11 protein-coding genes are annotated in these 14,631 nt (G+C 77.2%); all 11 read right to left on the bottom strand.

The window, feature by feature from the left end; all coding sequences use genetic code 11:
• Positions 1-260 precede the first annotated feature (260 nt).
• Positions 261-1,076, bottom strand: coding sequence for a cell division protein FtsQ/DivIB (locus ACI792_RS06450; protein WP_456601871.1), 816 nt, complete (start codon positions 1,074-1,076; stop codon positions 261-263).
• On the bottom strand, positions 1,073-2,533 hold the full coding sequence (murC, locus tag ACI792_RS06445; RefSeq protein ID WP_456601870.1) for a UDP-N-acetylmuramate--L-alanine ligase: 1,461 nt from the start codon (positions 2,531-2,533) through the stop codon (positions 1,073-1,075). The genes ACI792_RS06450 and murC overlap by 4 nt, the downstream gene beginning before the upstream one ends.
• The gene (gene murG / locus ACI792_RS06440; protein WP_456601869.1) at positions 2,530-3,627 is read right to left on the bottom strand and encodes an undecaprenyldiphospho-muramoylpentapeptide beta-N-acetylglucosaminyltransferase; all 1,098 of its coding nucleotides are present in this window, start codon (positions 3,625-3,627) and stop codon (positions 2,530-2,532) included. Before murG ends, murC begins: the two co-directional genes overlap by 4 nt.
• On the bottom strand, positions 3,624-5,156 hold the full coding sequence (gene ftsW, locus ACI792_RS06435; RefSeq protein ID WP_456601868.1) for a putative lipid II flippase FtsW: 1,533 nt from the start codon (positions 5,154-5,156) through the stop codon (positions 3,624-3,626). Before ftsW ends, murG begins: the two co-directional genes overlap by 4 nt.
• The gene (gene murD, locus ACI792_RS06430; protein ID WP_456601867.1) at positions 5,153-6,595 is read right to left on the bottom strand and encodes a UDP-N-acetylmuramoyl-L-alanine--D-glutamate ligase; all 1,443 of its coding nucleotides are present in this window, start codon (positions 6,593-6,595) and stop codon (positions 5,153-5,155) included. Before murD ends, ftsW begins: the two co-directional genes overlap by 4 nt.
• Complete coding sequence (gene mraY, locus ACI792_RS06425) at positions 6,592-7,671, bottom strand: phospho-N-acetylmuramoyl-pentapeptide-transferase (RefSeq protein WP_456580888.1); 1,080 nt, start codon at positions 7,669-7,671, stop codon at positions 6,592-6,594. The genes murD and mraY overlap by 4 nt, the downstream gene beginning before the upstream one ends.
• Positions 7,668-9,059, bottom strand: a complete 1,392-nt coding sequence (locus tag ACI792_RS06420; protein ID WP_456601866.1) for a UDP-N-acetylmuramoyl-tripeptide--D-alanyl-D-alanine ligase — start codon at positions 9,057-9,059, stop codon at positions 7,668-7,670. Before ACI792_RS06420 ends, mraY begins: the two co-directional genes overlap by 4 nt.
• Positions 9,056-10,612 carry a UDP-N-acetylmuramoyl-L-alanyl-D-glutamate--2,6-diaminopimelate ligase gene (locus tag ACI792_RS06415; protein ID WP_456601865.1) on the bottom strand — a complete coding sequence of 519 codons (1,557 nt, stop codon included), beginning with the start codon at positions 10,610-10,612 and terminating at the stop codon, positions 9,056-9,058. Before ACI792_RS06415 ends, ACI792_RS06420 begins: the two co-directional genes overlap by 4 nt.
• 107 nt (positions 10,613-10,719) lie before the next feature.
• Positions 10,720-12,567: a peptidoglycan D,D-transpeptidase FtsI family protein gene (locus tag ACI792_RS06410; protein WP_456601864.1), complete on the bottom strand. Its 1,848-nt coding sequence runs from the start codon at positions 12,565-12,567 to the stop codon at positions 10,720-10,722.
• Positions 12,568-12,570: 3 nt separating this feature from the next.
• A complete protein-coding gene (locus tag ACI792_RS06405) occupies positions 12,571-13,176 on the bottom strand; it encodes a hypothetical protein (protein ID WP_456601863.1) in 606 nt (201 codons plus the stop codon).
• Complete coding sequence (gene rsmH / locus ACI792_RS06400) at positions 13,173-14,168, bottom strand: 16S rRNA (cytosine(1402)-N(4))-methyltransferase RsmH (protein ID WP_456601862.1); 996 nt, start codon at positions 14,166-14,168, stop codon at positions 13,173-13,175. Before rsmH ends, ACI792_RS06405 begins: the two co-directional genes overlap by 4 nt.
• Positions 14,169-14,631: the final 463 nt, after the last annotated feature.

The raw sequence follows: 14,631 nt of genomic DNA, 5'->3' as shown, positions 1-14,631 counted from the left end.
GGGGTCGGCGTGTCGGTGGGCCCGGATCGCACCAGACCCGGACGACCCTTTGGTCACATCCGCACCACTGACCGTGACGACTCGCCCCGGAAACGTCTCATCCCGTGATGCAGGGACGGCCGCAGCGGGTGCGAAGAAAGATCTGCGGCCGGAGCGCGTGTCGGGCGTGTCGCGGCGACCGGCGTGTCCGGGCGACCACTTCCCCGAGCCGGTCCGCACGCGTGCGGCCACGGTCCGCCACCGGGGCGGGTGCGCCGGGGTCAGCGCAGGACGACGGCGTCGGGGGCGCTGACGTCGATGAGCCCGGCCGGCTCCAGCTCCCCGCCGGCGATCCGGTCGAGCAGGGCGACGAGGACCTCGCCCTTGGTGGCCGACTCCTCTGCGCCGCCCCACACCACCTCGGTGCCGTCGGCCATGGTGAGCGTGATCGACTGCGGTCCGGGCGCGGCGACCTCGACGACGTCCTCGCGCAGCGGCCCGGGCAGGGCGCGGATGGCGGCGAGCCCGGCCAGGGTGGCCGGGTCGTCCGGCGCCGGGTCGTCGACGGTCAGCGGCACCACTCCGCGCGGCGCGCTCCCGGTGACGGTGTCGAACAGGATCCCCTCGGCGTCGACCAGCGACCGCCGGCCGGGCGGGCCGACGACCGCGACGGGCACGCGCTCGGCGACGGTGATCACGATCCGGTCGGGCCACCCCCGGGCCGCCTGCACGTCGCGGACCTGCGGCAGCCGGGCCACCCGCTGCTCCACCGCCCCGAGGTCGACGCGCAGCAGGGGCACCCCCTCGGGCACCTGCGCGACCTCCAGCACCCCGTCGGGCGTCAGGGTCGCCGTCCCGTCGACCTGCACGGTGCGGACGGCGAGCCACGGGCCGAGCCAGAGCAACCAGGAGATCCCCGCGACGACGGTCAGCGCGGCCGCGGCCTGGAGGACGCGCCGGTGGCGGCTGCGGCGCCGGGGCGGGCGGCGGTCGGGCAGGGGGGCGACCCGGGCACCCCGGCGGTCGGCGGCGCGGCGCTCGGCCGGACCGCGGGTGCGGCGGGTGCGGTCGCTCGTGGTGCTGCCGGTGCGGTTCACCGTCCGGCGTCCGCCGCGTCGTCCCTCCCGGCCGGACCCTCCGCGGCGCGCAGCGCGTCGAGCACCTCGGGACCCACCATGGAGACGTCGCCGGCCCCCATCGTCATCACCAGGTCGCCCGGACGGGCGCGCGCGGCCAGCGCCGGCCCGGCGGCCGACCAGGACGGCTCGAAGTGCACGTGCTCGGCGGGCAGCGGGACGGCGTCGGCCACCATCGCGCCGGTGACCCCGGGCACGGGGTCCTCCCGCGCGCCGTAGACGTCCATGACCACGACCTCGTCGGCGAGGCCCAGCGCCGCGCCGAACCCCTCGGCGAACTCCTGGGTCCGGCTGTAGAGGTGCGGCTGGAAGGCGACGACGAGCCGACCGTCGCCCGCCACAGCACGGGCCGCGCGCAGCTGCGCGGCGACCTCGGTGGGGTGGTGGGCGTAGTCGTCGTAGACCCGCACCCCGCCGGCGGTCCCCTTGAGCTCGAACCGCCGGTGCACCCCGCCGAACCGCGCCAGCCCGTCCACCAGACCGCGCGCGGGCAGCCCGAGCTCCAGCCCGGCGAGCAGCGCCGCCGCGCTGTTGCGCGCCATGTGCTCACCCGGCACCCGGATCTGCACCCGGCCGAGCACGGCGCCGTCCAGCACCGCCGTGTAGGCCGTGTGCTCGCGGCCCACCTCGAGGTCGAGCAGCCGCAGGTCGGCGTCCGCGGCGGTGCCGTAGGTGCGCACCCGTGCGGGGCCGGGGACCGACGCGAGCCGCGCGGCGCCCGGGTCGTCGGCGCAGAGGACCACGAAGCCGGCGGGGTCCACGGTCTGCAGGAACCGGTCGAACGCCGCCTCCACGGCAGCGAGGTCGCCGTAGTTGTCGAGGTGGTCGGCCTCGACGTTGGTGACGATGCCGGCGAAGGGCGAGAGCAGGAGGAAGGAGCGGTCGCTCTCGTCGGCCTCGGCGACGAAGACGTCGCCCTCCCCCGCGTGGGCGTTGCTGCCGGACTCGTTGAGGTTGCCGCCGATGGCGAAGGAGGCGTCGACGCCGCACGCCTGGACGGCGACGGTGAGCATCGAGGTGGTCGAGGTCTTCCCGTGCGTGCCCGCCACCGCGATGCTGCGCCGCCCGGCCATCACCGCGGCCAGGGCGACGGCGCGCGGCAGCACGCGCAGCCCGCGCTCCCGGGCGGCGACGAGCTCGGGGTTGTCGGCCCGGATCGCCGTGGAGACCACCACGGTGTCGGCCTCCCCCACGTGCGCGCCGTCGTGGCCGACCTCGACCCGCGCACCCAGGGCGCGCAGCGCCAGCAGCGTGGGCCCGTCCCGCCGGTCGGAGCCCGACACCGGCACGCCGCGGGCGAGCAGGATGCGCGCGATCCCGCTCATGCCCGCCCCACCGATGCCGATGAAGTGCACGGCTCCCAGCTCCGGCAGGGAGGGCACCGGACCGGTCCAGTCGGCGACCGCCTGCGCGCTCACGACCCCGCCACCTCGCAGACGATGTCGGCCAGCCGTTCGTCGGCGTCCGGGACGCCGGCCGCGGCGGCGTGCCGGGCCAGGCCGGCCAGCGCCGCGGGGTCGGTGAGCAGCGGCAGGAGGGTGTCGCTGATCCAGGCGGCGTCGAGGTCGGCGTCCTCCACCAGGAGCCCCCCGCCGGCCTCGATCACCGGCAGGGCGTTCCGCCGCTGCTCGCCGTTGCCGATCGGCAGCGGGACGAACGCGGCCGGCAGGCCCACGGCCGAGAGCTCGGCCACGGTCACCGCCCCCGACCGGCACAGCGCCAGGTCGGCGGCGGCGTAGGCGAGGTCCATCCGCTCCAGGTAGTCGACGACGACGTACGGCGCCTGCCCGGCCGCGCGGGCCGGGACGGCGACGTCGGTGTTCTTCGGCCCCCGGGCGTGCAGCACCTGCACCCCCGCCTCGGTCAGCGCGCCGGCGGCGGCGACGGCAGCGCGGTTCAGCGACGCCGCCCCCTGGGACCCGCCGAAGACCAGCAGGGTCGGCCGTTCGGGGTCCAGACCGAACTCCGCCCGGGCCTCGGCCCGGCGGGCGGCCCGGTCCAGGGTGGAGATGGCCCGGCGCAGCGGCATGCCGACGTGCTCGCCGCGGTGCAGGGGCGTGCCGGGCGAGGTGACCGCCACGCGGGCGGCGAGGCGGGCGCCGACGCGGTTGGCCAGCCCCGGCAGCGCGTTCTGCTCGTGCACGACGGTCGGGATCCCCGCCCGCCGCGCGGCGAGGTAGGCCGGCAGCGCGACGTAGCCACCGAAGCCCACCACCACGTCGGCGGCGACGTCGTCGAGCACCGCGCGGGTCTCCGACACCGACCGGCGCACCCGGCCGGGCACCCGGAGCAGGTCGGGCGTGGGCGTGCGGGGCAGCGGCACGGGCGGGATGAGCCGCAGGTCGTAGCCGCGCGCGGGGACGAGCCGGGTCTCCATGCCGCGGGCGGTGCCCAGGCAGGTCAGCCGCAGCGCGGGGTCGCGGCGGCGGAGCGCGTCAGCCAGGGCGAGCATCGGCTCGATGTGCCCACCGGTTCCGCCACCGGCCAGCACGACCGACCGGACCGCGCTCATCGCCCACCCTCCGGACGACCGCGCGGGACGACCGGCCGCTGCCGGGGAGCGGCGGTGCGGGCCGGCTCGCGGAGGGGCGTGGCGGCACGGGAGACCGGCCGGGGCCGCGCCGGGGCCGCGCCACGCGTCGCCGGGGCGGGCGCCGGGGACCGGCGGGGCTGGGCGCCGCGGGCGTGCAGCAGGGTGCGGGCACCCCCGACCACGGGGCGCTCGGGGACGTCGTCGGCCGGGGACCGCCTCGGCCGCACCTGGTCGACGGCCACGGTCGGGGCGGGGGCGAGCAGCCGGGCGAGGCGGCCGCGCTCGGCGGTCCGCAACGCCTCGATGGCGGCGGGCTCGGAGCGGGCGAACCGGGCCAGCAGCCCGACGATGAAGAGGGTGAGGACCAGCGAGGTACCCCCCGCCGAGATCAGCGGGAGGGTCACGCCGGTCACCGGGAGCAGGCCCACCACGTACCCCATGTTCATGGTCGCCTGGCCGATGAGCCACACGGTGATCGCGACGCAGGCGAGCTGGACGAACCGGTCGGCCGAGCGCCGGGCGATGCGGAAGCCGGCGTAGGCGAGGACGCCGTAGAGGGTGACGACCACCAGGCAGCCGAGGAAGCCCAGCTCCTCGCCGATGATCGCGAAGATGTAGTCGGACTCCGCCTCCGGCAGGATGTTCCACTTCATCTTGCTGTTGCCCAGGCCGACCCCCCAGAGGCCGCCCGTCGCCAGGGCGTACATGCCGCGGATCGCCTGGAACCCGGTGTGGTCGGGGTCGGCGAACGGGTCGAGGAACGCGGTGATCCGCGCCATCCGGTACGGGGCCGCCCAGACCATGGCGACCATCGCCGCGATCGCGACGGCCGCGAACGCGCCGAACCAGCGCATCGGCATCCCGCCGGCCCACAGCAGGCCGACGAGCACCAGGCCCAGGCTCACCACCCCGCCGAAGTCGGGCTCGAGGATGAGCAGGAAGGACAGCAGGGCGAAGACCGGGAGCACCGGGACCAGCAGCGACCTCGTCGTCAGGTAGCGCTCGCGCAGGGCGATGACGTGCGCGCCCCAGAGCGCGAAGACCAGCTTCCCCGCCTCGGAGGGCTGGAAGTCGGTGACGCCCAGCGGGATCCACTGCCGGGCCCCGTTGCGCTCCAGGCCGATGCCCGGGACGAGCACCAGCACCAGCAGGCCGATCACCACGAGCAGCGCGATGGGCGACCAGCGCCGCACCAGGCCCACCGGCAGCCGCATCGCGAGCACCATCGCGCCCAGGCCGATGCAGGCAAGGACCAGCTGCTTGACGCCGGGGGCCCACGCCGGTTCGTCGGCCAGCGCCGCCTCGATCGAGGAGGCGGAGAAGACCATGACCAGCCCGATGAGCAGCAGCAGTCCGGCGGCGCCCAGCACCAGGTGGCAGCTGGTCAGCGGGCCGTCGAGCCACGCGGGACCGGCCCACCGGCGCGGCGGCGGGGTGCGGGAAGCCGTCGGGCGGGTGCGGCCGCGGGTGGGGCGCGCCTCGCGCAGCGGCCGCTCGGTGGTGGTCACCGCCGGGCCCCCAGCGCCCGCACCGCGTCGGCGAACGCGCGGCCGCGGTGGCCGTAGTCCCGGAAGACGTCCATCGAGGCGGCGGCCGGGGCCAGCAGCACCGTGTCCCCCGGCTGCGCGAGCCCGGCGGCGGCGGCGACGACCCGGGTCATCGTCTCCTCTCCCGTCACACCGGTCCCGTCCATCCCGCCATGGTGGCCGCTCGGGACCTCCACGACCGGCACCGACGGGGCGTGTCGCGCCAGCGAACGGGCCACGACGGCGCGGTCGCGGCCGAGCAGGACGACGCCGGCGAGCCGGGGGGCGACCGCGGCGACGAGGGGATCGACGTCGGCGCCCTTGAGCAGCCCGCCGGCGATCCAGACCACCCGCGGGTACGCCGCGAGCGAGGCCCCGGCCGCGTGCGGGTTGGTCGCCTTGCTGTCGTCGACGTAGTCCACGCCGTGGACCGTGGCGACGAGGGCGTTGCGGTGGGCCCCACCGGTGAACGCGGCCAGTCCCCGGGCGATCGCCTCCGCCGGCACCCCGGCGGCGCGGGCGAGGGCCGCGGCGGCCAGCGCGTTGACGGTGTTGTGCGGGCCCGGGACCGGCATCGCCGAGCGCTCCAGGAGCCGCTCCCCCGCCGGGTCGTCGGCGAACGCGCGGTCGACCAGGGCGCCGCCGCGCACGCCGAGCTGGCCGGGGGCGGGCTCGCCGAGGGTGACCGTCACCGGCCGCGGGTGCGCCGCGACGAGCGCGGCGGCGACCGGGTCTCCCGCGTCCCCGACGGCGACCGGGGCGCGCTCGAGGATGCGGGCCTTCGCGTCGCGGTAGGCGGTGAAGGAGCCGTGCCAGTCGGTGTGGTCGTCGGCGACGTTCAGCACCGCCGCGGCCGCCGGCGCGAGCGAGGAGGACCAGTGCAGCTGGAAGCTGGAGAGCTCGACGGCGACGACGTCGTAGGACGGCGTGCCGTCCTCCTCCCGGGCGGTGACCACCTCGACGAGGGGCCGGCCGACGTTGCCGGCGGCGACCGCGCGGCGGCCGGCCGCCCGCAGGATGGCCTCGAGCATCGTGACCGTCGTCGTCTTGCCGTTGGTCCCCGTGACCGCCAGCCAGGGTGCGGGGAGGCCGTCCGGGCCGGGGATGCGCAGCCGCCACGCCAGCTCGGGCTCGCCGACCACCTCCACCCCGCGGGCCGCGGCGTCGACCAGCAGCGGCTCGTCGGGGCGCCAGCCCGGGGAGGTGACGACGAGGTCGACGCCCTCGGGCAGCGTCTCGGTGGCCCCGAGCCACTCCGCCCCCGCGCCGGTGAGCTCGTCGACCGCCCCCGGCCGGGCGGCGTCGGCGAGCAGGACCCGGGCGCCGGAGGCCAGCAGCACCCGGGCGGCGGCCGCCCCGGAGATCCCGAGCCCGGCGACGAGGACGGTGCGGCCGGCGACGGGCGAGGACGGGGCGCTCACAGGCCCACGAAGCTGAGCCAGTCGGCGTAGAACAGGCCGAGACCGAACGCCACCGCCATCCCGGTGACCAGCCAGAACCGCACGATGACGGTGTTCTCCGTCCAGCCGGCGAGCTCGAAGTGGTGGTGCAGCGGCGCCATGCGGAACACCCGGCGGCGGGTCGCGCGGAAGAACGCCACCTGGATGATCACCGACAGCGTCACCGCCACGAACAGGCCGCCCAGGACCACCAGCAGCAGCTCGGTGCGGGTCACGATCGCCAGACCCGAGAGCAGGCCGCCGAGCGCGAGCGAGCCGGTGTCGCCCATGAAGATCCGCGCCGGGCTGGTGTTCCACCACAGGAAGCCCAGGCACGCGCCCATGCCCGCCGCGGCCACGAGGGTGACGTCGAGCGGGTCGCGGACGGTGTAGCAGCCCTCGATCAGCTCGTTGGCGCAGTCGTGGGTGAACTGCCAGAACGAGATGACGATGTAGGAGGCGAGCACCATCGCCGACGCACCGGCGGCCAGCCCGTCCAGGCCGTCGGTGAGGTTCACCGCGTTGGAGAACCCGGCGATGAACAGGTAGGCGAGGATCACGAACGCGATCGGGCCGAGGGTCATCGGCGCGATGTCGCGGACGTAGGAGACGACGGTGGAGGCGGGCTCCACGCCGTCGGCGTTCGGGAAGTTGATCGCCAGGACGGCGAAGGTGACGCCGACGACGAGCTGGCCGACCAGCTTCGCGGTCTTGTTCAGGCCCAGGCTGCGGCGGTGCCGGATCTTGAGGTAGTCGTCGAGGAAGCCGACCGTGCCCATGCCGACCATGAGGAACAGCAGCAGCAGGCCGGTGGCGCTGAACCCCCACCCGGACTCGCCGACGAACACCAGGTGCGCGGCCAGGTAGCCGAGCACGGTGGCGCCGACGATGACGGTGCCGCCCATCGTGGGCGTGCCCTTCTTCGAGAGGTGGCTCTCGGGGCCGTCGTCGCGGATCTCCTGGCCCAGGCCCTGCCGGCGGAACGCGCGGATGGCCAGCGGGGTGAGGAGGATCGAGACGATCAGGCCGACCGCCGCGGCGATCAGGACGCTCCTCACTGCGCGGCACCGCCCAGCAGGTCGGCCGCGAGGAGCTCCAGGCCGTGGGCCCGGCTGGCCTTCACGAGGACGACGTCACCCGGTCGCAGCACCTCCGACAGCAGCGCAAGGGCAGCGGCCCGGTCCGGCACGTGCACCGACTCCTCTCCTGCGCCCCGCCCCGCGACGGTCGCACCTCCCGCTATGCCTACCGCATCCGCGCCGACGGCCACGACCAGGTCGACCCCGGCGGCGACCGCGTCGCGGCCCAGCCGCTCGTGCTCCGCGGCGGCGTCGGGGCCGAGCTCGGCCATGCCGCCGAGCACGGCGATGCGCCGGGTCCCGGCCAGCCCGGCGAGCGCGGCGAGCGCGGCCCGCATCGACTCGGGGTTGGCGTTGTAGGCGTCGTTGACGACGGTCACCCCGTCGGCGCGCCGGTCGATCTCCATGCGCCAGCGGCTGCGGGGCTCGGCCTCCGAGAGCGCCGCGGCGACGGCGCCCGCGCCCAGGCCCACCGCCAGCGCGGCGCCGGCGGCCGACAGCGCGTTGGCCACCTGGTGCTCGCCGACGACCCGCAGCGCCACCGGGTGGCGCTCACCGCCGGCGACGAGGGTGAAGCGCGCGCGGGCAGCCTCGTCCATCGCGACGTCGACGGCCCGGACGGCGGCCTGCTCCGAGCGCCCCGTGGTGAGCACCCGGGCGCCCGTGCGGCCGGCCATGCCCAGCACCCGGGCGTCGTCGGCGTTGAGCACGGCGGTGCCGTCGGCGGGCAGCGCCTCCACGAGCTCGCCCTTGGCCCGGGCGATGCCGTCGGCGCTGCCGAACTCGCCCAGGTGGGCCGAGCCGACGTTGAGGACGACGCCGACCTCGGGGCGGGCCACCCGGCACAGGCGGGCGATGTGCCCCGGCCCGCGGGCGCCCATCTCCAGGACGAGGAACCGGGTGCCGGCGTCGGCGGAGAGCACGGTCAGCGGCAGGCCGATGTCGTTGTTGTAGGACCCCGGCGGGCTGACCGTGGGCCCGTGCGCGGCGAGCACCTGCCCCAGGAGGTCCTTGGTCGAGGTCTTGCCCGAGGAGCCGGTGATCGCCAGGGTGCGCACGCCCGCGGCGGTCAGCCGCGCGTGGACCCCGGCGGCCAGCCGGCCCAGCGCGGCCACCGGGTCGTCGACGACGACGCACGGCAGCGCCGGGTCGGGTCGGGTGGCCAGAGCGGCCACCGCGCCGGCGCCCGCTGCCGCCCCGAGGAAGTCGTGGCCGTCGACCCGCTCCCCCGCCACGGCGACGAAGAGGTCCCCGGCGGCGACCGCCCGCGAGTCGAGGGTGACCTTCCCGGTGACCGCGCCCTCGGGCGCGCCGGCGAGCCGACCCCCGGCCAGCGCGGCGACCTCGGTCAGCGACAGGCGGATCATGCCCGTGTCCCCGACGCGGCGAGCACCTCGCGCAGCTGCGCCCGGTCGTCGAAGGGGTGCACCGTGCCGGCCACCTCCTGGCCCGTCTCGTGGCCCTTGCCGGCCACCAGGAGGGTGTCCCCGGCGCGGGCGAGCTCCACGGCGGCGGTCAGCGCGGCGCGGCGGTCCCCGACCTCCAGCACCTCCGCACGCCGGTCTCCCGGCACGTCCCGGGCGCCGGCGAGCACCGCGGCCCGGATGGCGGCGGGGTCCTCGGAGCGGGGGTTGTCGTCGGTGACGACGAGCACGTCGCTGCCCTCGGCGGCCACCCGGCCCATCTCGGGGCGCTTGCCGGGGTCCCGGTCGCCGCCGCACCCGAGGACGGTGATCAGCCGTCCGGGGGTGGCCTCGCGCAGGGCGGCGAGCGCCGTCCGCACGGCGTCGGGGGTGTGCGCGTAGTCGACGACGGCGACGAACGGCTGCCCCGTGTCCACGGGCTCCATGCGCCCCGGGACGACGGTCTCGGCCAGGCCGGCGACGGCGTCCTCGACGGCGACGCCGACGGCGTCCAGCAGCGCCACGGCCAGGACGGCGTTGGCCACGTTGAACCGCCCGGGCAGCCGGACGCGCGCCGGCCAGGTGCGCCCGCCCGGCCCGTGCAGCGTGAAGGTCGAGCCGCCACCGGGCGCCGTCGCGACGTCCGAGACGGTCCAGACGGCCGCCGCGCCCTCGCTGCCGGCGACGGTGACCGGGCGGGGGCGGCCGGGCCGCCCGGCGAGCCGGCGGCCGTGCGCGTCGTCGACGTCGACGACCTCGACTGCGGCGCGGCCGTCGAAGAGCAGCGCCTTGGCCTGGAAGTAGTCCTCCATGTCGCGGTGGAAGTCCAGGTGGTCCCGGCCCAGGTTGGTGAAGCCGGCCGCGGCGAAGCGCACGCCGCCCACCCGGCCCATCACCAGGGCGTGGCTGGAGACCTCCATGACGACGGCACCGACCCCGGCGTCGGCCATGCCCGCGAGCAGCGCGTGCAGCGCGGGCGCCTCCGGGGTGGTGCGGACGCTGGGCAGGGCGGTGACGGTGCCGTCCGCGGCGCGGGTGCGGGTCTGGACCGTGCCGATCAGGCCGGTGCTGCGGCCGGCGGCGGCCAGCCCGGCCTCGACCAGGTAGCTCGTCGTCGTCTTGCCGTTGGTGCCGGTGATGCCCAGGACGGTGAGCCGGCGGCTCGGCTCCCCGTAGACGCGGTCGGCGACCGCCCCGAGCACCTGCCGGGGCTCCTCGACGACGCAGACCGGCAGCCCCGTGGCCAGCGCGTCGGCCCGGCCGGTGGGGTCGGTCAGCAGGGCGACCGCCCCGCGGGCCGCCGCGTCGGCGGCGAAGCGGACGCCGTGGGTCCGGGCGCCGGGGAGGGCGGCGTACAGGAAGCCCGGCCCCACCTCACCGGAGGCGAGGGTGACCCCGGAGACGGCGACGTCGGTGCCGGGGCCCTCGGCCGGGCCGATGAGGTCGGCAAGCTCGGCGAGGGGCAGCGGGCGGTTCCCCGTCGGCCGCGGGGCCGTCCCGGGGTCGGTCGGGGTCACGGGGCTCCAATCTACCGGCGGTGGATGTCCGCACGACGTCACCGCGCCCAGGCGCCGCGGCGGGGCCCCGCCGCACACGCGAGCGGCGGGGCAGGAGGGGTTCTCGCTCAGGGGGCGCCGGTGAGGACGAACTCGGGGCGCGCGGTACCGGAGGGCACGACGCCGTCGGCCATGAGCGCCGCCCGCATGACGTCGGCGAACACCGGCGCGGCGACCTGCCCGCCCTCGGCGGAGCTGGTGGGCCGCTCCAGGTCGACGGCGACGACGTACTGCGGGTCGTCCGCCGGGGCGAACCCGACGAAGGTGGTCACGTAGCCGCCGCCGGCGTAGCAGTTGCACTCCGGGTTGGCGCGCTGCGCGGTGCCGGTCTTGCCGGCGACGCGGAAGCCCTCGATCTGGGCCAGCGGGGCGGTGCCGCCCTTGCCGACCACGGCCTCGAGCATGTAGGCCATCTGCTCGGCGGTGGACTCGCTGACCACCCGGGTGCGGGCGGGCTCGGGGGTCTCCTCGGGGCGGCCGTCCGCGCCGGTCACCGACGACACGATGCGGGGCTCCACCCGCACTCCCCCGTTGGCGATCGCCTGGTAGACCGACGCCATCTGCAGGGTGGTGACCGAGACGCCCTGCCCGATGGCGACGTTGGCCGCGCGCACCTCGCTCCACTCCGCCGAGTCCTGGAGGATGCCGCGGCTCTCGCCCGGCAGCTCGATGCCGGTCTTCTCCCCGATGCCGAAGGCCCGCAGGTACTCCTCGAGCTTCTCGTCGCCGACCTCCCGGGCCAGCATGATCGTCCCCACGTTGCTGGACTTGGCGAGGATGCCGGTGACCGTCCAGTCGACCGGGTCGTGGTCGTGCGCGTCGGTGACGACCCGGTCGCCGGCCTGGATGTGCCCGTCGACCGTCATCACCCGGTCCGGGGTGGCGTACCCCTCCTCGACCGCGGCGGCCAGGGTCACCGCCTTCATGACCGAGCCCGGCTCGAAGACGTCGGACACCACGGGGTTGCCCAGCCGCTCGGGGTCGGTCGTGGAGTAGCTGCCGGGGTCGTAGCCCGGGCACGACCCCATGGCGGCGACGCGCCCGGTGGCCACCTCGAGGACCACCGCCGAGGCCCGGGTGGTGGCGCCGTCGGCGCACGCCTCCGCCAGCCGCTCCTCGGTGACGAACTGCAGGTCCTCGTCGAGGGTGAGGGTGACGTCGCGGCCGGCGACGGCCTCGGTGACCTCGTCGATGCCCGAGGGGATCGGGTGGCCGCCGCTGCCGACCTCGACGGTCCGCTGGCCCGCCGTGCCCGACAGCTCCTCCTCGAAGGTCTGCTCGATGCCGGCCAGCCCGGTGCCCTCCCTGCCCACGAAGCCGACGACCTGGCCGCCCACCGCGCCGACCGGGTAGAGCCGCACCGGGTCGTCCCGGAGGTAGACCCCCGCGAGCTCGAGCCCGTCGACCGCGTCGGCCGTCTCCGGCACCACCTGGGTGGCCAGCACCTCGTAGCGGCTGTCCTGGGAGAGCTTCCGGGTGAGCTCGGGCACGGGGACGTCGAGGAGGGTGGTGAGGGCGAGGGCCGTGCGGGCCGGGTCGCGGACCATCGTCGGGTCGGCGACCACCCGCGACGCGTCGACCGTGTAGGCCAGCGGGTTGCCGTCGCGGTCGAGGATCTGCCCGCGGATCGCCGCCAGCGGGATGGTGCGCAGCCGGTCCTGCTCCGCCGCGCTGGCGTACGCGGCGCCGTCGATGCCCTGCAGCACCACGAGCCGCCCGACGACGAGCACGAGAAGGCTGACGAGGACGATCAACCCCCACCGGTTGCGGCGGCCGCGCTGCTCGACCGACAGCCCGGCCCCGCTGCTGCGGCGGGTCCCGGGGGCACGGCGGGAGACGAACGGCCCGCTGTCCCCCCGTCCGGTCGCCGTCGGGCGCGGGGTGCGGGCGCCGGGACCGCGGACGCTGCTCGGCACGGGTCAGTTCCCGCCCGCGGGGGCGGGCTCGGCGGCGGGGCCCGGCTCGGGCGCGGCTGCGGGCGCGGGCTCCGGTGCGGGTGCGGGTGCGGGCTCCGGCGCGGGTGCGGGCTCGGGGGTGCCGCGCATCGTCGTCGACCCGTCGCCGCCGAGCACCAGGTAGCCGGCGACGCCGGCCGGGACGAGCCCCGCGGCCTCGGCGGCCCGCGCGACGTCGGCCGGGGTGTCACCGGCGACGACGAGCTGCTCGAGGCGCTGCACCTCCTGGGCCCGCGCGGCGTTGTCGGCGCGCAGCTGGGACGCCTTGAGGGAGTCCACCGCGATGGCGGTGTTCAGCACCAGGAGCCCGAGCGTGGTCAGCGCCAGGAGCGCCACGACCAGGACGACGAACGGCGCCTTGCGGGAGCGCTCGGCGCCACGGGTCTGCCGGCGCGGCCGCGCGGCGGCACCGGTGGGGACCAGGCGCAGCTCGGGCCGCGGCGTCGCCCGGCCGGTGCCGCGCGCGCCGGACGGGGAGGTGCGGGGCGCCGGGCCGGTGGCCCGGGTGGTCGCGTGGCGGGAGGGCGTGGCGCGCGGGGGGGCCGGGCGCACGGCCGCGGCGCGCGTCACGCCGCCCGCCGGATGCGCTCGGCGGCCCGGACACGGGCCGACGCCGCGCGGGGGTTGCCGGCCGTCTCCGCGGAGCCGGGGGCCTCGCCGCCGCGGGTGAGCAGCCGCAGCACCGGACCGTGCTCGGGCAGGGGCACCGGCAGGTCCGGCGGGGTGCGGTCCGCCGCTCCCGCGGCCAGGGTCTGCTTCACGATCCGGTCCTCCAAGGAGTGGAAGGTGATGACGGCGACGCGCCCGCCGACGGCGAGGGCCTCGATCGCCGCGGGGAGGGCGCGCTCCAGCGCCCCGAGCTCGTCGTTGACCTCGATGCGCAGCGCCTGGAAGGTCCGCTTCGCGGGGTGGCCACCGGTCCTCCGGGTGGCGGCGGGGATGGACTCGCGGACGAGCTCGGCCAGCCGCGCGGTGCCGGAGAACGGCTCGCGGGCCCGCTCCCGGTCGATGGCGGCGGCGATGCGGGAGGCGAACCGCTCCTCGCCGTAGACGCGCAGCACCCGCGCCAGCTCGCGGGGCGGGTAGGTGTTGACGACGTCGGCGGCGGTCCGGGGCGCGCCCGGGTCCATCCGCATGTCCAGCGGGGCGTCGACCGAGTAGCTGAACCCCCGGTCGGGGCGGTCGAGCTGCAGCGAGGAGACGCCCAGGTCGAACAGCACGCCCTGGACCTCGTCGATGCCCAGCCGGTCGAGCACCTCGGGGAGCTCGTCGAACACCGCGGGTACCACCGTCACCCGCCCGGCGTGACCGGCGGCCTCGATCCGGCGGGTCGCCTCGGCGCGCGCGTCCGGGTCGCGGTCCAGCCCCACGACGCGCAGGCCGGGGTGCGCCTCCAGCATGGCCAGGGTGTGGCCGGCGAGGCCCAGCGTGGCGTCGACCATGACCGCGCCCTCTGCGGCGCAGGCCGGCCCGAGCAGCTCGACGACCCGGTCCAGCAGCACCGGGACGTGCACCGGGGGCTGCGACGGCCCGGGGGCCGCGGCAGGTCCGGTGCTGCTCATCGTCTGCTGCCTCTCGACTGGTCCTGGCGGCTCTCGCGATGGTGCCGTGCCGTTCCGGGCCGCGGGGGGACGCGGCAGCGGGGGCGTGCGGGCTCGGGCGGGTGGGGCGCAGGGGGTGGGTGGGTCGCGGTGCCCGGGGTGGGGCGCGGTGGGGCCGGTGGAGCGGGGTGGGGCCGGTGGAGCGGGGTGGGGCCGGTGGAGCGGGGTGGGGCGGCGGGACGTGGGATCCCGGGGGTGTCCGGCCCCGCGGCTCCGCCTGGCGTCGGGGAAGAGCGTCAGGTGGGTTCCCGCGGGGCCGGTGGGTCACCCCCGCCGGCGGGAGGCCCCTCCGCTGATCCGTGCGGTCCTCCGTCGTCGGGACCGAGCCGCGGGGAAGGCGGCTGGGGCCCGGGCCGGTCGAGCCGCGGGGAAGGCGGCTCGTTCGGCGTGGCGCGGAGGCCGGTGGGAGCGGGTGGGGCGTTCC

The organism is Blastococcus sp. SYSU DS0669, from assembly GCF_054050895.1.
The sequence above is the reverse complement of the archived record's forward strand: the minus strand, read 5'-3'. Positions and strand labels throughout refer to the sequence as shown.